Annotated in this window: 20 protein-coding genes; 13 read left to right on the plus strand and 7 right to left on the minus strand. The window is 48.8% G+C overall.

All coding sequences use genetic code 11. From position 1 onward, the window contains the following. Positions 1–144: 144 nt before the first annotated feature. Complete coding sequence (locus OM416_RS12915) at positions 145–4,284, minus strand: DNA polymerase III subunit alpha (protein WP_264929810.1); 4,140 nt, start codon at positions 4,282–4,284, stop codon at positions 145–147. A gap of 266 nt (positions 4,285–4,550) precedes the next feature. Here OM416_RS12915 and OM416_RS12920 point away from each other — a divergent pair, with 266 nt between their 5' ends. The 3 genes from OM416_RS12920 to OM416_RS12930 all read left to right on the plus strand — a co-directional run bounded on the left by OM416_RS12920 (position 4,551) and on the right by OM416_RS12930 (position 5,815). After that, a complete protein-coding gene (locus tag OM416_RS12920) occupies positions 4,551–4,880 on the plus strand; it encodes a YtrH family sporulation protein (RefSeq protein ID WP_249911215.1) in 330 nt (109 codons plus the stop codon). A 21-nt stretch (positions 4,881–4,901) separates the two neighbouring features. Further along, entirely contained in the window at positions 4,902–5,390 is a 489-nt protein-coding gene (locus tag OM416_RS12925; protein ID WP_017689500.1) for a hypothetical protein, read from the plus strand. Between the two features lie 83 nt (positions 5,391–5,473). Continuing rightward, positions 5,474–5,815: a YtpI family protein gene (locus tag OM416_RS12930; RefSeq protein ID WP_264929811.1), complete on the plus strand. Its 342-nt coding sequence runs from the start codon at positions 5,474–5,476 to the stop codon at positions 5,813–5,815. A 145-nt stretch (positions 5,816–5,960) separates the two neighbouring features. Here the strand turns inward: OM416_RS12930 and OM416_RS12935 are convergent, their stop codons facing one another. From OM416_RS12935 to OM416_RS12945, 3 genes are all read right to left on the minus strand, one after another. Continuing rightward, positions 5,961–7,295, minus strand: a complete 1,335-nt coding sequence (locus tag OM416_RS12935) for a DRTGG domain-containing protein (RefSeq protein WP_264929812.1) — start codon at positions 7,293–7,295, stop codon at positions 5,961–5,963. 252 nt (positions 7,296–7,547) lie between these two features. Then, the gene (locus tag OM416_RS12940; protein WP_139331819.1) at positions 7,548–7,832 is read right to left on the minus strand and encodes a hypothetical protein; all 285 of its coding nucleotides are present in this window, start codon (positions 7,830–7,832) and stop codon (positions 7,548–7,550) included. A 98-nt stretch (positions 7,833–7,930) separates the two neighbouring features. Next, a complete protein-coding gene (locus OM416_RS12945; RefSeq protein ID WP_036609862.1) occupies positions 7,931–8,278 on the minus strand; it encodes a YlbF family regulator in 348 nt (115 codons plus the stop codon). Between the two features lie 236 nt (positions 8,279–8,514). On the opposite strand from OM416_RS12945, the gene OM416_RS12950 reads away from it, so the two are divergent. Genes OM416_RS12950 through OM416_RS12970 form a run of 5 tightly spaced genes read left to right on the plus strand, consistent with a single transcriptional unit; the run spans position 8,515 to position 14,878 of the window. After that, positions 8,515–9,882, plus strand: a complete 1,368-nt coding sequence (locus tag OM416_RS12950; protein WP_264929813.1) for a YheC/YheD family protein — start codon at positions 8,515–8,517, stop codon at positions 9,880–9,882. Between the two features lie 50 nt (positions 9,883–9,932). Then, positions 9,933–11,123, plus strand: coding sequence for a YheC/YheD family protein (locus OM416_RS12955; protein ID WP_264929814.1), 1,191 nt, complete (start codon positions 9,933–9,935; stop codon positions 11,121–11,123). Between the two features lie 60 nt (positions 11,124–11,183). Beyond that, positions 11,184–12,557, plus strand: coding sequence for a YheC/YheD family protein (locus tag OM416_RS12960; RefSeq protein ID WP_264929815.1), 1,374 nt, complete (start codon positions 11,184–11,186; stop codon positions 12,555–12,557). Beyond that, a complete protein-coding gene (locus OM416_RS12965) occupies positions 12,557–13,663 on the plus strand; it encodes a YheC/YheD family protein (RefSeq protein WP_264929816.1) in 1,107 nt (368 codons plus the stop codon). The genes OM416_RS12960 and OM416_RS12965 overlap by 1 nt, the downstream gene beginning before the upstream one ends. 36 nt (positions 13,664–13,699) lie before the next feature. Continuing rightward, positions 13,700–14,878 carry a YheC/YheD family protein gene (locus tag OM416_RS12970; RefSeq protein ID WP_264929817.1) on the plus strand — a complete coding sequence of 393 codons (1,179 nt, stop codon included), beginning with the start codon at positions 13,700–13,702 and terminating at the stop codon, positions 14,876–14,878. Positions 14,879–14,973: 95 nt separating this feature from the next. Here the strand turns inward: OM416_RS12970 and OM416_RS12975 are convergent, their stop codons facing one another. Then, positions 14,974–15,660, minus strand: coding sequence for an HAD family hydrolase (locus OM416_RS12975; RefSeq protein ID WP_413775790.1), 687 nt, complete (start codon positions 15,658–15,660; stop codon positions 14,974–14,976). 292 nt (positions 15,661–15,952) lie between these two features. Between OM416_RS12975 and OM416_RS12980 the strand changes: the two genes are divergently transcribed. Continuing rightward, on the plus strand, positions 15,953–17,671 hold the full coding sequence (locus OM416_RS12980) for a methyl-accepting chemotaxis protein (protein ID WP_264929820.1): 1,719 nt from the start codon (positions 15,953–15,955) through the stop codon (positions 17,669–17,671). A gap of 179 nt (positions 17,672–17,850) precedes the next feature. On the opposite strand, the gene OM416_RS12985 is transcribed toward OM416_RS12980, so the two are convergent. Next, positions 17,851–18,822 (minus strand): Gfo/Idh/MocA family protein, encoded by a 972-nt coding sequence (locus OM416_RS12985; protein WP_264929821.1) that lies wholly within the window; start codon positions 18,820–18,822, stop codon positions 17,851–17,853. 410 nt (positions 18,823–19,232) lie between these two features. Between OM416_RS12985 and OM416_RS12990 the strand changes: the two genes are divergently transcribed. The 4 genes from OM416_RS12990 (at position 19,233) to OM416_RS13005 (ending at position 22,831) form a co-directional block, all read left to right on the plus strand. Then, entirely contained in the window at positions 19,233–20,864 is a 1,632-nt protein-coding gene (locus OM416_RS12990; RefSeq protein WP_264929822.1) for a thiamine pyrophosphate-binding protein, read from the plus strand. Between the two features lie 12 nt (positions 20,865–20,876). Beyond that, positions 20,877–21,245 (plus strand): carboxymuconolactone decarboxylase family protein, encoded by a 369-nt coding sequence (locus OM416_RS12995; protein ID WP_264929824.1) that lies wholly within the window; start codon positions 20,877–20,879, stop codon positions 21,243–21,245. 188 nt (positions 21,246–21,433) lie between these two features. Then, positions 21,434–21,784 (plus strand): hypothetical protein, encoded by a 351-nt coding sequence (locus tag OM416_RS13000; RefSeq protein WP_264929825.1) that lies wholly within the window; start codon positions 21,434–21,436, stop codon positions 21,782–21,784. 54 nt (positions 21,785–21,838) lie between these two features. After that, positions 21,839–22,831: a 3-oxoacyl-[acyl-carrier-protein] synthase III C-terminal domain-containing protein gene (locus OM416_RS13005; protein WP_264929827.1), complete on the plus strand. Its 993-nt coding sequence runs from the start codon at positions 21,839–21,841 to the stop codon at positions 22,829–22,831. A 168-nt stretch (positions 22,832–22,999) separates the two neighbouring features. Here the strand turns inward: OM416_RS13005 and OM416_RS13010 are convergent, their stop codons facing one another. Continuing rightward, the gene (locus tag OM416_RS13010) at positions 23,000–23,569 is read right to left on the minus strand and encodes a manganese catalase family protein (protein ID WP_017689524.1); all 570 of its coding nucleotides are present in this window, start codon (positions 23,567–23,569) and stop codon (positions 23,000–23,002) included. Positions 23,570–23,639: the final 70 nt, after the last annotated feature.

Below are 23,639 nucleotides of genomic sequence, written 5' to 3' on the forward strand. Positions count from 1 at the left end.
TGGCCTATAACTGGTCTGCAATTCGTTTGTTTAAACCCTGTCGTCAATAAACCGCGCTAAAATAATCACCAAAAAACCCGTTCAGCATTTAGCCGAACAGGTTTCATATATGGGAATAAGAGCTATTCTTTGCTGGATAGCCTCTTATTTAATTTTGACCGTGCCTTCACCCAGCATCTTCTCCATATCGGAGAACAAGGCTGGTGATGGCTTGATCCTGTAAGCATCACTCAGGGCAAGCAGCTTCTGTTGCTGCTCATAGAAGAGCACCGTCGCAACAGGTCCGGGATGCTCCTGGAGCAGCTGCTTCAGACGGGCCAGAAGCTCCGGCTTCTCCGCATGCGGGGCGATCTTCACGAACACCCGCTGCTCCACCGCCCGCGGTCCGCGGCTCTGCTCCGGGCTGCCAGCCGCCTCTGCGGCACCGCCGGCCCGGGAAGGCGCCGCCGTGGCTGCGCCCGTGCCCGCTGCATCGCTGCGCGTCGCTGCCGAGCCTTGGCTCACGCTGCTACGCACAGCGGAAACCTCCCCGCCTGCGCTGCTGCGCTGCGCTTCGGCTCCTGCGCCCGCTGGCCGCCGCGGCGAAGCCGCCTGCGCCGGGCGAGAAGAGCTGCCGCTGCCGGGCTTGCCGCGCCGGTCACGGCTGCGCAGCTGCTGTTCCAATGCCGCCGGTGACAACGGCGCCACTTCCTCAGCCAGCAGCTTAAACCCTTCGTCTTGCTGCTGCACTTTGGCACGCACGACGAGCAGTTCACCTTTCCCGACATGCTGCTGGCTACGCCGCCATACCTCGGGAAAGAGAACCACTTCGCAGCGTTCAATCTGGTCTTCCAGCTCCATGAACGCCATGGCCTTGCCCTGTTTCGTCGTAATCGACTTCACGGACACGACCATACCCGCGGCGACGGTCATCGTGTCGTCAGCCGCCTCCGTCAGCTCCATGATCCGGTCAGCCCCACTCGATTCCAGCACATCTTCATAGTCATCCAGCGGATGCCCGGAAAGATACAAGCCTAACAACTCACGCTCTAGCTCCAATTGCTGCCCTGAAGAATAAGGGGGGATTTCCGGATATTCGATCTCCCAGTTCGGCGTCTCTACGAAATCGAACAATTGAATCTGCAGATCCTCACGTTCCTTACGCCATTTCAGCGCCGCCTCTACTGTCTCATCCAGCATTGCGAGCAATTGGGCCCGGTGTCCAGGCAAAGTATCAAAAGCGCCTGCCTGGATCAGAGATTCAATTACACGTTTGTTGCATACACGCAAGTCCACGCGACGACAAAAATCGAGCAAACTGTCGAACGGTCTCTCCTGCCTTACGATCATGATGCTCTCCATCGCTTGGGTACCGACATTTTTCACAGCGGCCAGGCCGAACCGTATTGCACCCGTTAATTTTGCATCATCCGGATTCTCATCAGACACTGCAACATTCTTCTCTGCTAAGGACAGTTCACTTTGCTCCGCTTGCGAAGAAGACACTTCTTGTCCCTGGTCATTAGCATTTTCCGTTGAAGCAGCCGTCACCAATCCCGGTTCCTTCCGGTTGTCGGATGTCTCAGGCATGGATGTCGCTGCCTGCCACTCATATCCGCCACTGTCCTCTTCCGGTCCAGGACCGGGATCATCCGGTAGAGGTGCTTCACCATATTCGGCTTGTCCCGAATAACCATTATGCTCATGAACGGGATGTTCGTCGAAGGAACTTCCGTTACTGTTCCCAGCATGTTCTTCAGCGAGGCTTCCGGTATCACTCTCTGCATCTGCTCCCGCAGTCTGCTTGGATACACTGCTCTGATTCCCGGTTCCTGCACTGCCGGACGGCACAAATACAGGCGTAAACAAAATACCGCTCTCATTTACATCTGGCGGAAGCACCTCCATATCCATACGACGACATTCCACCACGTACTCTGCCACTTTACGATGACTACCCATCACAGCTGTTAACATGGATGCCATAAAATGAACCGGATAATGCGCCTTCAGATAAGCCGTCTGGAACGCGAGCACACCATATGCCGCGGCATGAGCACGCGGGAAGCCATAATTGGCAAACTTGACGATCATATCATAGACCAGGTCTGCCTCTTCTTCGCTATACCCTTGTTTCAGACTGCCCTGTACAAAGTGTCCACGCTCCAGATCCAGCACTTCCCGTTTCTTCTTGGAGACCGCTCTGCGAAGCAAATCTGCTTCACCCAGCGAGAAACCCGCCATCCGGGAGGCAATCTGCATAATTTGTTCCTGGTACACGATGATCCCGTACGTATCTTTCAGGATAGGCTCCAGATCCACATGGGGGTAATCCACTTCGATCTGTCCATGCTTGCCCTGAATGTATTTGGATATGAACTCCATCGGACCCGGACGGTACAAGGCAAGTACAGAGATTACATCTTCAAATACACTCGGCTTCATCTCTTTCAGCACACGGCGTACCCCGGCAGATTCCAGTTGGAATATGCCCATCGTATCGCCTCGCCCAAGCATCTCGTACGTTAACGCATCATCATCAGGAATAAGACGGAAGTCCGGAATTTCTCCATGTTCCCCAATCCAACGCACACAACGCTCAATGATTGAGAGGGTACGCAGACCCAAAAAGTCCATCTTGAGCAACCCAATCGACTCCAGGTTTTCCATCGAATACTGAGTTAACGCGGTCCCTTCACTGCCTTCTTGAAGCGGCACCGCATCGGTCAGCGGATCACGAGAGATAACCACTCCCGCTGCATGCGTCGAAGCATGACGTGGCATGCCTTCCACCTTCATGGCCATATCGAGGAGTTCACGCGTTTTCGGTTTGGTCTCATACAGCGCCTTCAGTTCAGGTGTAGCTTCCATGGCCCGCTCGATGTTAATGCCGAGCTGCGCTGGAATCAGCTTCGCAGCCTTGTCCACTTCGCCATAAGGCACATTCAGTGCCCGCCCGACATCACGTACAGCCGCTCGGGCAGCCATCGTTCCAAACGTAATAATCTGGGCGACATGGGCTTTTCCATATTTATGCGCCACATAATCAATGACCTCATCCCGCCGCTCATCGCTGAAGTCAATATCTATATCCGGCATCGAGATCCGCTCGGGATTCAAGAACCGTTCGAAGAGCAGATTGTATTTCATCGGATCAACATCGGTAATGTGCAAAGTGTAAGCTACCAGACTACCTGCCGAGGAGCCCCGACCTGGTCCAGTAACAATTCCTTGCTTATGCGCATAGGCGATAAAATCCCAGACAATCAGGAAATAATCCGAGAACCCCATGCTGTCGATTACACCCAGTTCATACGCCAGGCGTTGTTCAAGTTCGGATCGAAGCTCCGTATCTGTCCAGCGCGTGGACTGCGCGTAACGCTCCTTCATTCCTTCTTCGCACAGCTGATGCAGATACGCCGAAGGGCTGAGCCCATCAGGAAGCGGTCTGTATTCCGGCAAAATCGATTTGCCGAATTCCAGCTCCAATTCACAGGACTCCGCAATGCGGACGGTGTTCGCCAAAGCTTCCGGTACATGAGGAAACAAGCGAGCCATCTCTTCTTCACTTTTCAGATAGAGCTGATTGGTTCCGATCCGAAGCCGACTCTCATCATCCACGGTCTTGCCCGTTCCGATACAGATCAGCACATCCTGAAGCTCAGCATCCTCTTCCGACAGGTAATGCGCATCATTGGTCGCTACAAGTGGAATCTCAAGTTCAGTAGCCAGTTTGATCAACTGCGGATTTACCCTTTTTTGCTCGGAAAGCCCATGATCCTGAAGTTCCAGATAGAAGTCGGCACCAAAGATATTTTTGTAGCGTAACGCCGCACGTCTTGCCTCTTCTTCTCGTCCATGCAGCAGATGCTGTGGTACTTCACCGCCCAGACATGCACTGAGGCAGATAATGCCTTCATGATGGGCAGCCAGACTTTCCATATCTACACGTGGTTTATAGTGAAAACCTTCGAGATGTCCAATGGAGCACAATTTCATCAGATTACGATAACCGGTCATATTTTTGGCCAATAAAATCAAATGATGAATGGGGTGATCCTTGCGACTTCCCCGCTCTTTGCGGGACCCCGCTGTCATGTATGCCTCGCAACCTATGATCGGCTTGATGCCTCGCTCCATACATGCTTTATAAAAAGGAATTGCACCATACATTACGCCATGGTCGGTCAGCGCCAGTGTTGTCATTCCGAGATCTGCAGCCTTACCCACGAGATCCGGAATACGCGCAGCGCCGTCCAGCAAACTGTATTCGCTGTGAACGTGCAAATGCACAAAAGAACTCATGTTTTTTTCTTCCTTTCGCCGCAGATAGTCGCAGCATCGATCTTCTGATCCGTCTACTGCCCTATCTCTCTCATATATATGAATTAAATAAATAAAAAAATGGAATCACCTATTAAAATTCGTGACAACCTCTTAAAAGGAGACTTTATTATTCTATTTTATCATAACGTTCGGGGGCACGCCCATACAATAGAAGTACAAGCTGCTCCCCCTGTGACAGACCGAAGACAGGAGGTGTGCTGCTAGGTCTGAAAGGGGTGTTGCGAGTGAGCACATTTTTGTCCAAAGCCATTCTTGATTTCTTTATTGCGTTTGGAATCGTGCTGGGCGGCGCGATGATCGGAGGTGTAGGAGCTGTGATCTCTCTTCAGCCTCCAACACAGACGATGCTCGATATTTCCGGAAAAATAAAGATATGGGCACTCGCAGCTGCCGTCGGCGGCACCATCGATCCCATGCGTGTCATCGAAAGCAATTTCCTGGATGGTAACCTTTCTCCGGCAGTCAAACAAATTTTGTATCTGATCTCTGCTTTTATGGGTGCTCATATGGGAACCGAGCTGGTGAAATGGGTGTGCGGCGGAGGCCGGAGCTAATATGAGACAGGAACAGCGTTCATGAGGATTCCACCATTCTCCCGTTACCGCCCGCTGATGCGAATGACCGCTGTATTTGTTCTGGGAATGATCGCAGGATGTGTCGTCTACAATGGGGTATTTCACTTGAGTTACAATGCGTTGTGGCTGAACAATCAGGAGTTGCAGCTTCAGCTGCATCAGAATGAGGAGGATATCAAAACGCTGAAAAAATACAGTAAACGCCAAACCGTTATCAAGGAAATCAAGGTTCGTGCAGAAGAATCTGACAAAGGCCCGGATGAGGCTTCTCTGAAAGTGATGTTGCAGAAGCTCGGGGACGAACTTGAGGTACTTCGGGGCAGAGATGTATTCAACATCGACGAGTACAGCAAAATGACACGAATCATGCTCAATCAGAAAGTGTACTCTGTTAGGGAAAAGGAGTACACCGTTCAAGTTAAAACGATGCTGGTTATGGAAGGCGTGCTTCAAGTTTGGGTACAGATTCGCATGCACGTTCCTGCGTAATAGCAAAAAAACTGCTCTTGTCTTCCTCTCTACATGGTACAATGAGGACAGTAAATGCTTTCCAGAAAAGGAGCTGCGTCTTTGTGTTCATCGATGTACTCAAATATGCTCTGATCGCTATTTTTGCTGTTGCCATGGTCTTTGCCGCGCTGAACAGCATTCGTTCACGCAGAACCTCGGATGCTGCCAGCGCTGGACTTTACCGCTCATGGACGAATATCTGGATGGGTAGCATGCTCATCGTGCTTGCGCTGATCCTCATGTTTGTCTTCACCGGCTCCACCTTATCTGTGGTTGTGGAAGCGCTATTTCTGATTATGGGTGCGTACAATGTATTCGCCGGAATACGTAACCGCAGTTACTATGCCAGGCTTCAACAACGTTCCGGGGGGCGAGCAAACAAAACCTCAGGACAATCTGCATGATATCTTGAAGTTCTATCGTATGGTATGTAAAAAGAGAGTACTGCCCTACATCGAGCGAAGCCTGAACCGCGATTTCAGCGGAACTCAGAAGTGCTTCTCGATCAGGGAGTACTCTCTTGGTCTATTATTCGAATCATTCGTTCGACTAGGCATGGTCAATGGATTGCAATGTCATCACCGCTTTGCATACCACACTGCCTTCACGAGTAACTACAATGTCCATCTTGCATGTACGACGGCTCGTTTCCAGAATAACCGGTCGAACCAGAATCTGATCTTCAATCTGTACCGGTCGTACAAAATAAGTCGTCACATTATCCACCACATGGTCATTTCCCGTAACATCCCAAGCTGCACGTCTGCCGGCCTGGGTCATCACATTCAACAGAACACCTTCTGAGATCGTGCCCAGGTCCGTCGCCATCTGTGGAATGATGAATCCGTGAAATAACAGTTCATTCTGTTCTCCGCGTTCCTCGGCAAACCCATTCCAGATCAGATGATCAAACGTCTCCCCAAGTTGGGGCTGCTTCTGGGCATCCCGCATGGCCTGCAGTACCTCCTTGCGTGTGACGGACGCAATCAGTTTGCGATTCCGATCCACGATCGGCAGAAAGTCGATGCCTTCCCAGGTCATAATCTGGGCTGCTGAAGCGAGAGAAGTCTGCAATGAGGCCGTAATCGGGCGGCGTATCACGCATTTCTCAATACTCTGATCTGCCGTAAGCTCACTGACATCCTTCAGACTCACAATGCCGATGACCCGGTTCCATTCATCTACGACAGGGAAGCGGTGTTCACCCGTCTCCGACACCAGCATATGAAAATCTGCGGCTGAACTGGTGACCTTCAGCACCTGTAGGCGAGGTTTCTGACCGATGATATCCTCAACAAGCATAATTTTTTTCTTAATCAGCCGGTCGAAGATCGCACGGTTAATCATCGAAGCCACCGTGAATGTATCATGTCTGGATGAAATAATCGGTAGCCCAAGCTCATCAGCCATAATTCTTACTTCGCGGCTTGTCCCGAAGCCACCCGTAATCAACACGCCAGCTCCCTGTTCGAGGGCAAGGGAATGAGCATCCTCCCGGTTACCTACAATCAGCAAACTCCCAGCGTCAATATAACGGGCCATTGCCTGCTCTTTCATCGCACCGATCACATACTTGTGCAGCGGTTTGGTGAGGCCTTCGTTACCACCCAGTACATGACCCTCTACAATGGTCACGACATCAGCAAAGGTCAACTGTTCCGACATGCCACGAGGTCTCTTCTCGATCCGCACGGTTCCAATTCGTTCTTTGGTCACGACCAGCCCGAAGTTCTCAGCCTCTTTCACCGCACGATAAGCGGTCCCTTCACTTACAGCCAGCTCTCGCGCAAGTCCACGTACCGATATTTTACTGCCAACCTTCAGTTGTTCAATATATTGAAGTAACTGCTCGTGCTTTGTTACGTTCTCTTCTTGTCCGTCCATCTGTACCACCCCCGAAGATGCATCTGTACTATACTGTATCTATTATAACACGCTCTTAGGAAAATAACCCCATCTCCTACCCCATTCTCATAGGGAAATCCACTGCTTGAATTTAATCATCCGATTGATCCCTAATCTTATATGTACACAAAAGACCGGACCCCCTGATGTGAAAGGGAATCCGGTCTTTTTTCCAGAGACAGAACCGAATCTGTCGGCCCTGCCCTGGCATACTGAATGTGATTCTATTCCTTATACAGACTTGCTTCGCTCTTGCTTGTCCAGCAATTTCATTTCCCACTGCCGCAGCTTCGCCCGGCGAACGGCTTCCAGTGCACGTTTCTTCTCTTCATCCACACCGAGAATAAAATGTAGATGTGCACCAACGATTAATAAAGAGAACAGCACCCATACGATGCCAAAAATATTAACCCAGTCCATTCCTCCGGCAAAGGAAATCCGCGGCAGTGCAATGACCAACATCGACAACGCGATAAGCAGATAGATCACATGTTTTGCTTTTTTCAACCTCTTCACCCTTCACAGCTCCTTCGTTCTTGATCGACTCTATATGTCTAGTCTATGAACGATAAGCAGCTAATATGAAAGGTTCAGGTAAAAAACAAGACAACCTTTTACGCTTCAGCGCCACCGTACAGATGACCCAGGCTGTCTGCAATAATTTTGTTCACGTCTTCAATGATGACACTGAGGCGACGCTCCGCATCAAACAAACGACGGATGTTCAGGTTCAAGCTCAGTACTTCAAACAGCTTTTCCATTTTCTCCATCTCATCCGGAGCTGGCATATCCCCGCTCATCATGCGTTGTTGCAATTCCATTTGTTGATCACGGAAGTTATCCAGCATTGCTTTTGCATCCGGATCTGCTTCAATCAGCTTCATCGCGGAAGTAATCTCTTCCACCTCGCTGCTTTCTCTCAGTGCTTTGGCCAAATCATTGGCTTTGTCATAAATGTTCACTATTATTCCTCCTCAGATTGGTTTGTTCATCCGTGTTAATACACGCTTTTCTCTCCTGTCAAACAAGGACGATCTGAAACAAGCCTTCGATAACGTACCCCGAATCAAATGTATTTAATCCATATGGGTCAATCACCAAGGGTTATATGTCCTCATATGATGAAGCACATGCCATGTTCAGATGCCGTTCAACTTCGAGATCAGACATCAAGTTGCCGCCCGGAAGGAGATCCGTGATGTCCACTAAAAAAGTAACGATTCAGGTTACCGGCTCGGGCATCCTGCAGGACGACGTCATCATGCTGGGTGAAGGTGTGCTTAAGGCACTTAAAATCCCTTCAGGAAGGCCGCTTCAGCTGCAATTTGGCTCTTTCCGCCGAGAAGTCACTGTCATTCCGGTACCAAGGTATGACGGACTGCGCATCAATCAGACGGTTGCCAGCAAGACCGGTCTTGTTCCACGTTCGGTCCTGAGGGTATCCTATCGTTCAGCCAGCCGTACGCTTCGCCTTGGACCCTACATCAGTGTACTGGTTAGCCAGGATTATCCCGATCAGCCCGATCGGCCCTTTGGCTCCATCACGATGTTCTGTCAAGAACTGGTGAACGCCTGCCGTAAGCAAGGCGCCTATGTATCCTTTTTCACACCGGAGGATATTGGAGCGGTAACGGGTTATATGAAGGGCTGGGTGTATGATGACGGCTGGAAAAAGACTGTTCTGCCTGTAGCAGACGTCGTCAATAACCGGCTAACGTCCCGCAAGCTTGAGAACAAACCTAGCGTACAGCATTTTATGAAAGAAGTAAAATCGCTCTACGGCACGCAAACCTTCAATGAAAAGTTTCTGGACAAAAACGAAGTATTTGACGCACTCAAGTCCATTTCAACGCTTAAACGAGTTCTTCCCGAGTCCCATTTGCTCAAGACATCCTCCATGCTCAAGACCATGTGTAACCGACATCCGGTTGTATTTTTGAAACCAGTTCGCGGTTCATTGGGCAAAGGCATCATCCGGGTCTCACGTCAGACGGACGGAAGTTTCTTGACTCTGGCGACTGGCGTCGGGGGTACCCGGAAACAAACGTATGCTTCTCTGGATAAAATGTATGCCAGTCTGTCTGGGAAAATGAAAACAACGCGTTACCAGATCCAACAAGGGCTGACTCTCATTGATCACAGTGGCAGACCCGTGGATTTCCGTGCGCTCGTGCAAAAAAACCGTACAGGAAAATGGAGTGTAACCTCCATCGTTGCCCGGATTGCAGGCGGGAGTCACTACGTATCCAATCTGGCACGGGGTGGAAGTCTCAGCACCGTGAAGGAAGCCGTTGCCAAAACACAGTTGTCCGGATCGGCCAAAGCTTCCGCATATGCAGGATTGCACACGGCAGCACTGGATATCGCCAAAGGGATCGAGAGTGCCATCCCTGCTCACTTTGGAGAACTTGGTATTGATCTGGCCCTGGATTCCACTGGACGCGTATGGCTGCTCGAAGTCAACTCGAAACCATCCAAGAACGACAATACACCATTGAGCGAGAGCAAGATCCGTCCTTCCGTCAAAGCCATGTTGGAATACTCCACGTACCTGGCCGGGTTTTGAGAAGTCATCCCCTATTGGAAACAAATCTGATAGAAGAGAGGTGCAGCGTAATGTTTCCATCAGCTCAGATAAAAACACTGGCCATTCTGGTACGTGCAACCGAAGGCTCACCTCCCTTCACGGATGAACTTTTCTGCCGTCGTCTCAGTCTAGGGAGTATGCGATATGCCCTTCAGGTTATTGTGATCCCTATATCGGTTGATGCAGCCCATACTGCTCTTCAATGGGGATATACCTATTATCAAGGGAAGTGGAAGAAGCTCCCTGTTCCTGAATTCGACCTCATCATGGACCGTTGTCTTCGCCCTTTACCCAGGAACGTCAGACAACTGCTCAAGGAATGGATATCCTCCAATGGCACAGATCAGCACCGTTATTGGTCTGCTTCCTTGCCAGGAAAATGGGAAGTGCACCGTGTGTTGTCCCGAAATCCTGAATTGCGGGCAAAACTTGCACCGACCATCCGGATCGGATTGCATATGCCCTGGGAAACATGGCTGGAACGTTGGCCCATGGGGCTGTTCTTCAAACCGGTATCAGGGACTCACGGTAAAAATACCTTTCGCCTGTCTAGGGGACCGACGCCAACAACATGGATCGTGGAGGGCCGTAACGGGGACAATGAAAAATTTTGTTTCACCTTCAATCACACTCAGGCCGTATCTTCCTGGCTGGCATCACATCAGGCTGAGCGCAAGATGATCGTGCAGCCTTATCTGGAGCTTAGCCATCAAGGAAGAGCGTTCGATATACGGGCTCTATTACAAAAGAACGGGCAAGGTCGCTGGACGCTGACAGGATGTATGGTGCGAGAAGGACCCGAGGGTTCGCTCACGTCCAATCTTCATGGAGGGGGTAGAGCCTACCCTGCCCATGCCTATCTGCTCCAGCGATATGGAACGGTCCCCACGGAAGCTCTGCTGAAGAGCATCCGGCAGACTGCTGCTCTTATTCCCACCCTGCTGGAGAGCCGTTTCGGCAGGCTAGCTGAATTGGGGCTTGATTTTGGAGCAGATGCAGAGGGCCAACTCTGGCTAATCGAAGTCAATTCCAAACCAGGCCGCACCTCATTCGCAGAAGCGGGCGACCGACGCATGCATACCCTGACTTATACCCAGCCGCTTGCCTATGCCCGTTATCTGTTGCAACAACATGTTCTCACGGACGTCATTCGTCCAATGAAAATGCCGAATACATCCAGCAAAGCTGGCCTGAAACCCATCCCGATTCACGGCGGCTGAGGCCCGCAGCGCCCGCTTGCCATGGAGCACAAGGATCTTTTCAGGATAGGAGGATAAATCATGAGTTTGACCTTTTGCAATCTGCATTTCACCAAGCAACCGGATAAAGTGGTTTATGTATCCAACGCTTTAATGAAGAGCCTCAACCTGTCCGGCAAAAAAACGGTGAACCTTCGCTTCGGGCGTGACCGGGTGCCTGCGACGATCAAACCAATCAAAAAAGCAGGTAAACATCTCTATCTCGCCTCAGGTATCCGTAATCTGATGAACGTTCCCAAACGGGGCAGCATTTATCTCCGGAACTTGCAAAATGATGAAGTCCAGTTAGGTCCACTGATCGGCGTACTCTCCGATGGGCCTTCGACAAGCACGAATCCTTTCGGTTCCCGTACAGGGTTCATCAAACAGTTACTCCGTGAAGGCAGCCGGAAATCCTATATTTATGCCTTTACTCCCCGGGATATTAATTGGCAGAACGAGACGGTATCCGGTTTTTTTCTGAATGATAACGGAAGCTTCACCCGCAGAACGGTACCTCTGCCTGATGTTGTCTACAATCGGTTGCCGAGCCGCCGTTCAGACTTCTCACCAGCGATTAACCAACTGCGGGAGCGATTTATTCGCCGGAAAATTCCGTTCTTCAACTGGAGCTTCTTCAACAAGTCGGATATCTATACATTGCTGGAGAATGAACCGGCAGCAGGACGGTATATCCCTGAATCGATTACCAATCCGTCGGTGGAACAGATGAAAGAAATGCTGGAACGCCATCAGTTTGTCTACTATAAACCTACTGCCGGAAGTCTGGGGAACGGGATCTATCGCCTGACCTACTCGCCCAAACGCGGATATTTCGCACGTTATCGCAAAAAAGGTGGTAATGCACTCCTGCGCTTCGGGTCCTTCAACAGTCTGATGCGCATGCTTCAGGGAAGACATGGCAAACAACTTCGCGGATATGTCGTTCAGCAGGGAATACGACTGATTGAGATTGATGAATGTCCGATTGATTTTCGTTTTCACATGCACAAAAATGGTAACAATCAATGGGTTGTTGTCGGAATTGGCGCCAAGAAGGCAGGGCGTGGCAGTGTCACAACGCACATTAAAAATGGCGGCTCCCTTATGACTCCTGAACAGGCCCTCAGTCGCAACTTCGGCGACCGTTCGGGAGAAGTTCTTCAAAAGGCCAAATCCGTCGCTATTACACTGGCCCAGGCGATTGAAACCCAGCACCAGCATCTGATTGGTGAGATTGGCTTTGATCTGGGCATTGATCAGGAGGAACATGTATGGATGTTCGAAGCGAACGCCAAACCCGGGCGCTCCATTTTCCGTCACCCTTCACTCCGGGTGGAGGGAAAATCGTCGGTGGAGCACATCTTGGAACACTGCCTGTATTTGAGCAAGTTCCGGAAGAAGGAAGACATTTGATGAGCCTTCATGATGATTTCAAACCTGTCATTGCTGTTTTGACCATGCATGATAATCAGCGAATGTTCAGGGGGAATCATCAAAATTTTCAGGATATTCTGCAGACAGGCGAGAGCATGGGATATGTGGTGTACATTGTAACTGTGCGGGATCTGAACGTGAGTGGTCCCACCGTGAAAGGATATACGTACAACAAGGGGAGTGGAAAGTGGGTTTCACAACCTTTCCCCCTTCCCCATGTGCTGTACAACCGTATTCCCAACCGTGAAGATGAAGGAAAACCTTCCGTTCAGCGCAAAATTGACGAATGCATGCAATCGGGAATCGAACTGTATAACCCATTCTTTTTCAATAAATGGAATCTGTTCGAATGGCTCAAGAAATCCAAATCGACGCAGACACTGATTCCACATACCCGGCGGATGCGCAGCGCTTCTTCACTGGGTGCAGTTCTTCGGACGCATCCCTATCTGTACCTCAAACCCGAGAGTGGTAAAGCTGGCAAAGGAATCATGATGCTTAAGTTTCAGGAAAAAGAACGCCTTCCCTACCGGCTTAAAATACAGACCACACGGAAAAGCACGACCTATAAGACGGCTACACTCGCCAAGTTATGGGCACGAATTCGCAAAGAAACCGGGCATACGCCCTATATCATGCAACAAGGCATTGAACTTGCTTCCTCTCGTAAACGTCCCTTTGATCTGCGTGTTCTTGTACAAAAGAACAGCAAGGGACAATGGAGCGTAACCGGTGTAGGTGCGAGACTTGCTGGCTCCCGCAGCATAACCACTCATGTGCCGCGCGGAGGAAGTGTAGAAGACCCCGAGAAGCTGTTGACCGAACTTTTCGGTGAAGAAATGTCAACCACCCTGATGAAACGTGTGAAATCCACTTCATTGATGATCGCAAGACAGGTCGAACGTGGATCGGGTTACACACTCGGAGAAATGTCCATGGATCTGGGCATTGATGACCTGGGGGAAATCTGGTTCTTCGAAGCCAATGCGAAGCCCATGAAGTTCGATGAACCACAGATCAGGCGGCGGTCACTGGAACGCATATTTCATTACAGCGCCTATCTTGCCCATCAGTCCAAACGATGATAGACAGGAATACTGCAAAAAAGAAGGTGATTGTTTGTGTCCTCACCTGTTCTGGGCATCATGACGTTGTACTTGAATGAACATCGCGCTCTTGAAGAACGAAGCATCTATCGCAGAATGATTCTTGAAGGGCGCAAGCGGGGACTCGATATCTATGTGTTCACACCTGCCGACGTACACCCCGGAGGCAAACAGATTGAAGCGATGGTTTTTCATGAGGGAAAAGGCTGGTCCCGGGAGTGGCGATCATTCCCGGATCTGATCTTTGATCGTTGCCGGATTCAGCGTAACCGAAGATTTCAGCAACTGCTTGCTTTTCGGGAGAAATATGGGCATCTGCTCTTTCTGAACAGACCACTACGCAACAAGTGGACCATCCACCAGACCCTTTCGGAAAAAGCCAACTTTCGCGAACATCTGCCGGAAACAGTGTTATTTCAGGATATGTCTGATGTGAACCGGATGCTCAAAGCATCCTCTCTCGTCTACCTGAAACCCATTAATGGAACTGGCGGACGTGGTATTCTGCGCGTTGAACGCAGCAGTAGCGAGGCGAATACTGTGCTTGTTCAGGGACGGGATCAGAAGCGTCGTATTATCACGCCACGCAAAGTCCATCTATCACGCCTCGGCGCGCTGCTCCAGCACTGGAACATGAAAGACAAGTATCTTGTACAAAAGGGCATTCAACTTCAGCTTCCGAATGGACGGGTGCATGATTACCGCATGCTGGTTCAGAAGAACGGCGAAGGAAAATGGGAGCTTACCGGATGCGCAGGACGCATGGGTGCAGAGAAAAGTGTAACCTCCAATCTACATGGCGGCGGTCAGGCTGTAGCGATGAATCGACTCATGAAGCAATGGATCGCTGACGAGGAGCTCCGAGCGGAAATTAACACAACTGCCGAGAAGTTCGGCATTGATGTCGCTTCGTTTTTGGAAGATACGTATGGGGACTTATGCGAGCTGGCACTTGATTTGGCGATTGACAAAAGCGGACATATCTATCTGCTCGAAGTTAACCCCAAGCCTGCACGTGAAGTTTTCGCCCGTATAGGTGAGCGGGATATCTATTATAAGGCGATTACCCAGCCGCTGGACTATGCCTTATGGGTATACCGCAACAGGGCCAGTCGGCCGGTCAAACAAATCAGAACCACCCGGCTTGCAAGCAACAGAACATCCGCATTAAAAAAGACACGCAAGAAGAGATGATCTGTGGATCACGAATAAAAGAGCGCCCAACCCGTAATGTATTCGTGGGTTGGGCGCTCTCGTATGATTACTGACATATTCAATCGATGACTGGTTTATTCCGCTTCGTCATACAGACGCAGAAGTTCCGTAAAATCAGAGATCAGCGCATCCGAACCTGCAAGCTCCTCATCACGACCGAATCCGGCATAGGCACAGCCAATGACCGTTTGATGATTCATTTTACCCGCTTCCACATCAGAAGAGCGATCCCCAACCATCCAAGCGTCCTGAATCCGATGTTTCTCCAGCAGAATCTGTACTAAATTGATTTTGGAGGGCGTCTTGTACTGGCCTGCACTGTATACCCCTTCAAAGAAAGGCATAATCTCGTGTGCGAACGCTACCCCCTTCACATAATCCTCCAGCCCATTACTGGCAACAAACAGCCGTATTCCTTGGTCTTTCAATGCTTGTAGCGTTTCTTTCACTCCAGGATACAATTGGGAGCTACCTTCATCGAGCCCCTCAATCTCCAGTTGAAGCAGTAGTTCGTCTGCACGACGATGTGCCGCTTCCGACGCCTCAGGCATAACGACTTTCCATATATCTTCGAGCAACATGCCCAAACTTCCCAGCATCCGTTCCTCTGGTGGGGTTTCACCTTCAAAATGTCCTTCAGCACGTAATGTATCAAATAACTGCTGGTACGCTGGCAACAACAGGGTCTCTGTCTGGAACAGCGTACCATCCATGTCAAAAATCATCGCTTCCGGTTTGCGTAATACCGTCTCTTTGGTCATGTCCAATGTTCCTTTCGGATTGGGATATGTATATGTCATCTGAATTGTTCCCTTTCCATGATAAACATAACATCTGAACGTGTAAACCAACGATTGTAAAACCTCAGCAACCCTAACCTTATACAAAAACAACAAACATTATATGATAGTTAAACAAACTATGTACAAACAAACTTTCTTTACGTATAATACTAAAAAATAGTGCTTTAGACATCCGATCTAAAGGCCTACAAAAATCAATTTTCCAGTTTTTTCGACAATTACATATACCCCATAGAGAGGAATAACAAACATGAATAAGCGCAGGACTTTCAAAATCTTTTATAAGATTGGATTGGGTTATTTGCTTGTACTGGCTGTACTTGCCGGTTGCATTCTCCTGATTCAGAGCAGTACAAGTAAGCTTCAAGAGGAACTGGATTTTCTGGTCGATCACGATATGAGAGTACACGCCCTAACCTATGAACTCGAAAGCAACATGGTAGACATGGAAACGGGGCAACGTGGTTACGTCATTACTGGTGAGGACAATTACCTCGATCCCTACACCAAAGGAAAAGAAGAATTGGGTACTCTGAAAGATGAACTTACGGAATTAATTTCGGACAACCCGGCCCAGACCGCACTCTTGAAAGACATACATAGTAACATGGAGAACTGGATCCAGATCGCTGGTGAACCTGTGGTCGCCCTTCGCCAAGCGAATAATACACAAGCCATTCTAGATTTCTTTGCCGATGATCCGGGTAAACGAGACATGGACCAGATTCGCGCCGCCCTTGATACGTTTCGTACTAACGAGCTTGCGTTGACCGATAGCCGTACAGAAGCGCTCAAACAGAAAAACACAATTCTGAATTTGGAACTGTATGGAGCACTTATCGTTGTCGCCATCATCTCTTTCATCACTGCGTTAATCCTGTCAAGAGCCATTGTTAGCAACATCCGTACGGTAAAACAGGCCCTGAATGACATCGGTTCTTCCAATGGTGATCTGACACTAAGAATCGCTACGCCAATGAAAGACGAAACTCGTGAACTCGCGGAGGCAGCCAATACGATGCTCGCTGGGTTGCAGCAAATGATGCTGGACGTTCAGAGCAATGCCATGATTCTGAGCACAGCTTCGGATCGATTGGATAAAGGAGTCTCCGATAGTCATATTGCTGGAAAAGAGGTGGCCACCGCCATGGAACGCGTTGCTGAAGGCGCTGACGAACAGGTCGCTCTGACTCAAACGATGGCTGCTGCGATGCAGCAGTCCCTCACCGGGCTTAATCGTGTCGCCTCCTCGGCAGCTGATGTGGCTGAACGTGCCGTACGTACCGAATCCATTGCCGTGGATGGGCAACAGCGCATTGATAATGCTGTAGGCAAAATGAGTTCCATTGAGCAATCCTTCCTCTCTGTACAGGAAGCCATTAATGAGATTTCGAAAATGTCGGATCAAGTAATTAATATTGCAGAATCCATGTCAGGGATTGCGAGACAAACCAATCTGCTTGCGCTTAACGCTGGAATTGAAGCTGCTCGCGCGGGAGAAAATGGACGTGGATTCGCAGTCGTTGCCTCGGAAATCCGTAATCTGGCAGATCAGAGCGCAACATCAGCAAAAGAAATCACAAGTATATTGGAGACCGTGGTCGCAGGCGTCCAAACTACAGTGAACGTGGTTGATGAAAGCTCTCTTCATGTAAATGAAGGGTTGCAAACCATTGAGGATGCAGGCATTGCTTTTTCAACCATTACGCAGCATATTCATAACCTCAGTGGTGAAGTTCTGGAGGTATCCGCTGTTGTGGAGGAGCTAACTTCCGGCAGTGAGGCCGTGATGAGATCCATTAGCGAAGTATCCGCTGTTGTGGAAGATACGGCATCAGCCACGGAAGAAGTATCCGCGATGACGGAGGAGCAGCTTGCTTCTCTGCAGGAAATGTCCGACACATCCAAACAATTGAATGAAATGTCCGACGCGCTTAATCAATTGGTTAAACGATTCAAACTCGCGTAATTCGGCCCAACCTATTGATCGAGTAACTATGTAGCTTTATCATGTGCATATATCAAAGCAAAGAAGCATCGCAGTCAGGCTCACACGAGCCTCTGCGATGCTTCTCTGTGTTAAGGAGAGTTGAATCAGGAAAAGGTGCACCGGGCACCACATATAAAAAAACCTAAGCACTCCATTTCTTATCTCGATTGTTCCGTGTTCCGTAGTGCTTCCAGCACCAATTGCGCCTGATACCCATCGTTAAAATCATATATTTTGGCTGGTTTCCCTTGTATACGGGCAATGACATGTTTAAGTACAGGCAGCTCACTGGCGGACTCAAGCACTTCCACTGGAGATAGTGGCTGCCCCACCAGGCCACTCTTTAATTCATCCCAATTTTCCAGAGCAATTGTACCTTCTGTGCCGTAAACTACCATGGATACACGTTCTTCCCCCGCAAATTGAGAAATACCGTTGAGCTGAATTCGGGTGCCGTCTTCCAGTTCCAGAGCAGCCTGTACTTCAAGCTCACAATCCCCATTTTCAGGATATTGAACCTGAGTACTTACTACCCGGACTGCACCAAACACTTTTTGAATCATATGAATCCAGTGAATTCCCACTTCAAGAATAAATCCACCCTGTTCACGGCTCGTAATCCATGCATTCTGTTGCCATGTTCGTGGCCACTGCGGGAATTGTAGAATAAGATCTATTTTGCGAATCGTTCCCACCGTACCCTGTTCAATCATCTCTTGCAGTTTCAGTACGGATGGTTCATGTGGCATAGAGAAATGGATGGTGTGTACGACACCTGCCTGCCGCGCTGCATCCAGCATCTCTTTCGCTTCTTCCACACTATTGGCAAGCGGTTTCTCACAGAACACATGAATTTTGCGCTCCAGCGCTTCCATCACAACCGGATGGTGAAATTTCGGCGGAACTGCAATATACAGCAGATCAATCGGATGTTCATTCATCAATTGCTGGTAATCCGTATACGTTCTAACCCCCAAATGAGAAGCTGCAAAAGCCGCCAAAGCTTCCTCATTCGCATCACACACCGCTACAATTTCAATCTTCGTGTCCATCTTCGTATTCTCAACTTGATGAACCATATGTAATCCCATTTTACCCAGCCCAATCAGAGCCATCTTCATCACTGTCATTCCATTCACCCCAATCCATTTCCAGTATAACAGAAAGCGAAGTATTCCCAACGCTATACACTAATGCGAAAAAAAGATGTCCCTCTTGCTGCGATGTCATTTCACAGGCTGAAAATCACCATTTCCAGTCATTATTTTACATTATTTGTATCAAGGTCTTGGATGGGTAATTTGTTGCAGGAATATATAACCATTTATTTTTGCTTTACGCAGCAACACTTTAAGCGTTACCAACTTAAGAATTAGGAAATATGACTTATAAAATAGGTTGACAAAAAACCACAAAAAAAGATACTCTTCCTAATAACAAGCATATATTTCCTCTGACAACATTAGACAACGACTTGCATTCAAATAATGGAATACGCGTATGGTTCTAATAACCTATTTCATGAAGCGAGGTGTCCCGCATGAGAACAGTTGCGGACTATTTGGCAGAAACTCTGCGTAATCTAGGCGTTACTCATGTCTTTGGTATTATTGGTAAATCCATCTGTCCTGCTGTCCTGAAGATGGTGGATTACGGATTAGAATTCATTCCAGGCCGTCATGAATCCAGCTCAGGTTTTGCCGCATCTGGTTATGCCCTTCAGACGGGCAAGCTTGGCGTTGCTTTTGCCACATCCGGTCCGGGTGGAACCAATCTGCTTACTGCCGCAGCCCATGCGAAGTCCAACAATCTGCCCGTACTGTTTATTACAGGTCATCAATCCATTCAGGAACTGGGGCTTCCCCAGTGTCAGGATTCCTCTTCCTATCTGGCTGATCTGGCCGAGATGTTCAGGCCTGCCACGCTGTTCAGTAAACTGGTAGAACGCGGAGATCACTTCGGCACCCTACTGAATCATGCCCTTTCCATTGCACTTGGCCCCAATAAAGGCCCTGTTCACCTCTGTCTACCTTTTGACGTACAGACTGAATTGTTATCTCAATGCCGGATTGTCATTCCCGAACCGGAACCTCTTCTTAGCGTATCTAACCTGAATCGTATTCTTCCTCTAATTGAACAATCCAAACGTCCCTTAATTATTGCTGGTAAAGGTGTTAGCCGCGCCAGAGCTCATGATGAATTGCTTCATTTGGCTGAATCGTTCAACATTCCCGTCATTACGACTCCTGGTGGAAAAGGAGCGATTGCGTGGGACCATCCTCTGTACCATGGACCTTGTGGTGTTGGAGGTTTCCCGCATGCAGACGACATGCTGAACCAAAGTGATCTCTATATCGTGCTCGGTTCACGTCTGAGTGATATGACCATCTGCAATCTGAAGCCTGAGAACCACCCGGCACACCTCATTCAATTTGACGCTGATCCTACGTTTGTGGGTAAGATTCTGAGCGCTCAAACCTTACATATCACGGGTGATTTGAAGGACAACCTGCAATATTTGCTGGGCGCATTAGAAGAACTCCCTACTCCTGTGAGAAACACGACACCCATGGATTACACTGTCCCTTTACCAGATCTCCCCCAACTGTCTCTGGCTTCTGTGCTAGACGGAATGAGCGATCTGCTTCCGTACGATCATAAGCTGTTTGTTGATGATGGCAGCCATGGATTTCATGCGGTTCAGCGATATAAAGTCAAGAAACCCGGCAGCTTTGTGTTTGACGCGTACTTTGCATGCATGGGTAATGCCATTGGTATGGCGATAGGTGCGAAGGCCGCTTCACCTGAAGAGACCGTTGTATGTATCACTGGAGATGGATGTTTCATGATGCTTGGCACGGAGATCAATACCGCAGTATGCAACAATCTGAATGTCATTTTTATTGTCGTCAACAACAAACAACTGGATATGGCACTCAAAGGAATGGAAAAAACAACAGGCAGAATCGATGGCACCCTATTTGAAGTTCCTATGGACGCAGCCAAGTTTGCCGAATCTCTGGGTGCTATTGCGTTCCGGACAGAGACCCTTGCCGAATTCTCATCTGCATTGAGCACAGCACAAACGTTAAATCAGGTGACTGTCATTGAGCTTCTGACCGATCGCGACGAGATTCCACCTACAGCTCACCGCACCGTAACTTTGAATTAGGAGGAGCATATCATGAGTGAACATGTGACTCAGGGACTGGACCGTTTTGCGAAACTTTCTGGTGAGTACGGCGCTAAAGCCCTCGCACCCATTAAAGAGCATTTTCCCGAATTATCCGAATTTATTATGGGGACGGCATATGGGGATATTTTTCAGCGCACCACGATTACGGATCAATGGAAAGAAGTTGCCGTTATCTCTTCGTTGATCACCCAAGGACAGTATGAACAATTAGGAGTGCATTACACGATGGCTCTAAGCGTGGGAGTGACCGTGGATCAGCTCAAGGGAATATTGCTACATCTGGCACCATGTGTAGGTGCTCCACGCATTATAAGTGCATTTAATATATTGCTTGCCACCTTGGAGGAAATACAGTAATTCACTTTTCTACATTTTTATACATGATTCGACTTTTTTATTGATCTTTTTACATTCCTACCTTTATAATATGGTTAAATTATCCTTCGAACCAGCTCACATCTTTAGAAGCTTTCAGCAGAGGTCCTATAGGGCTGTGTATCCATTAGCAGGATAGCCTTAACTCATTTAAAGGAGAGAGATCAAGCATGGGAAATTTCATATTGAAGACTGATGTTCCGAACAAGGTGTTAAACATTGAACTGGAGGGTTCTTTCTCTCAAGAAGACGGTTTGCGTTCCATCTCGGCCTATCAGGATACGATCGCTCCTATTAATACCAAGGAGTATGACCTGAACATCGATTGCAAAAAGTTGAATGTTACTGCTCCGGAGATTGTGCCTCTTCTGGAAGGATGCCTTCAGATGTTCAAAAAAGACGAATTCAAAAATATCGTGTTGACCCTCGAGAACAACGCGATCCTAAAAATGCAATTGTCCAGGCTGGGTCGGTCTGTAGGCCTGAACAATCTCGAAATCATATCTACCGTTACCACTTAATAAACCAGGCGGACGAGCTGTGTATTCACCCTTCCGCTCAAGAGGAGAATGAAGATGGCCGGAATTCGTATTGTAGATATCGATATCTATCATCCAGCAACCAAGGTGCACAATGATTTTTATATTGAACATTTTGATGCGAGAGGTGTTGATATTCGTGGATTGTTAAAGGCACTTGGTCGTGATACACGTTATAAAATTGACAACGATGACGAAAACTCACTAAGCATGGCCTTTGAGGCAGTCAGTAACCTCCTGGAAAAAACCGGACTCACCGGTGCAGATATTGATCTGATTGCTTATGCAAGCCAAACGCCAGAATACATCTTTCCTACGAATTCCTTAATGATTCATCGTCTGATTAATGGTGCATCTCACACGATCTGCATTGACAGCAACGCCAACTGCGCAGGCATGACCGCCGCTTTCGAACAGGTTAGCCGGCAGATGATGGGCAATCCTCGAATTCGCCGTGCATTAATCATCGGCTCGGATTACGTGGCTCCTCATGCCAGTCCAGATGATCCCGTATACTTCGCCAACTTCGGTGATGCAGCAGCCGCGGTTATTGTAGAGCGTGATGAACATGCTGTCGGTTTCATTGATTCAATCTATCAGACCGATACTTGTGTGTACGGTAATTCACTCTTTCCCGCAGAAGGCTTGGCGAAATTGGGCAAAACGGGTGTAGATGCAGGTGCCTTTCATGTGAAATTCATTCCATTTGATGATTCGATCTGTGTGGATGCCGCTTCGGAATCCATTCGTACTCTGCTGACACGTAACGAGATTGAACCAGACGAGATCAAAGCCGCCTGCTTCTCTCAACTATCCATTGGAAACATTCGGGCTGTCTCCGATAACGTTGGCATCGATGATGATATTGCCGTCTACATCGGAGACGAATTCGGATATACCTCAACCAGCAGTCCATTCATCGCATTGCATCGAGCGGTTACATCCGGTCAGATTCAGCGTGGTGACAAAGTGCTGTTCTGGACCGTTGGGGCCGGGTGGCAAAATGTTGCCATGGTGGTTGAATACTAGGTCTTTATTCGCCAAAATAATACTCAAGACGATCCCTTTTCTTCCAAAGTGGATCGTCTTTTTTATTGGAAAGCAATCCACTTTTAGCACGTTTAACTTCTTCCGCCTCTATAACTTCAAAGCAAAAAGCAGCCCTCATCGGACTGCCAGGTTCCTATTTTCACCTGTTCAGAAAATCTTCTTCGTCTCCCGATCGTCTTTCAGAATCTCTACTGCCTCCCGGAAACGTAAGGAATGCACGATCTCCCGTTCCCGCAGAAACTTCAGACTATCCTGCAGATCCACGTCATCGGTCAGGTCGATCAACCATTGATATGTAGCCCTGGCTTTCTCTTCTGCTGCAATGTCCTCGTACAAATCTGCGATCGGGTCACCCTTTGAGGCAATATAAGCTGCTGTAAATGGTACACCGGAGGAATTCGTATAAAACAAGGCAGAGTCACGCTGCGCATAGTTCGGCCCAAGTCCCGCTTCTTGCAACTGTTCTACCGAAGCGTCCTTTGTCAGCTTATAGATCATGGTGGCAATCATTTCGAGATGAGCGAATTCCTCCGTGCCTATATCTGTCAATAGCCCGATAATTTTGTCCGGAATCGTATATCGCTGGTTCAAATACCGCAGTGCCGCCGCCAGTTCCCCATCCGCTCCCCCGTATTGCTCCGCCAGCAATTTTGCCATATGAGGATCACATTTACTAACCCTTACGGGGTATTGCAGTTTTTTCTCATACACCCACATGCCAGACGCCTCCCTCTACATTATCAAAATAAGCCCCTTCTTCGTCCCCCGAGCCTCCCGAACTTTATAG

The organism is Paenibacillus sp. LS1 (genome assembly GCF_026013365.1).
Taxonomy (GTDB): Bacteria; Bacillota; Bacilli; order Paenibacillales; family Paenibacillaceae; genus Paenibacillus.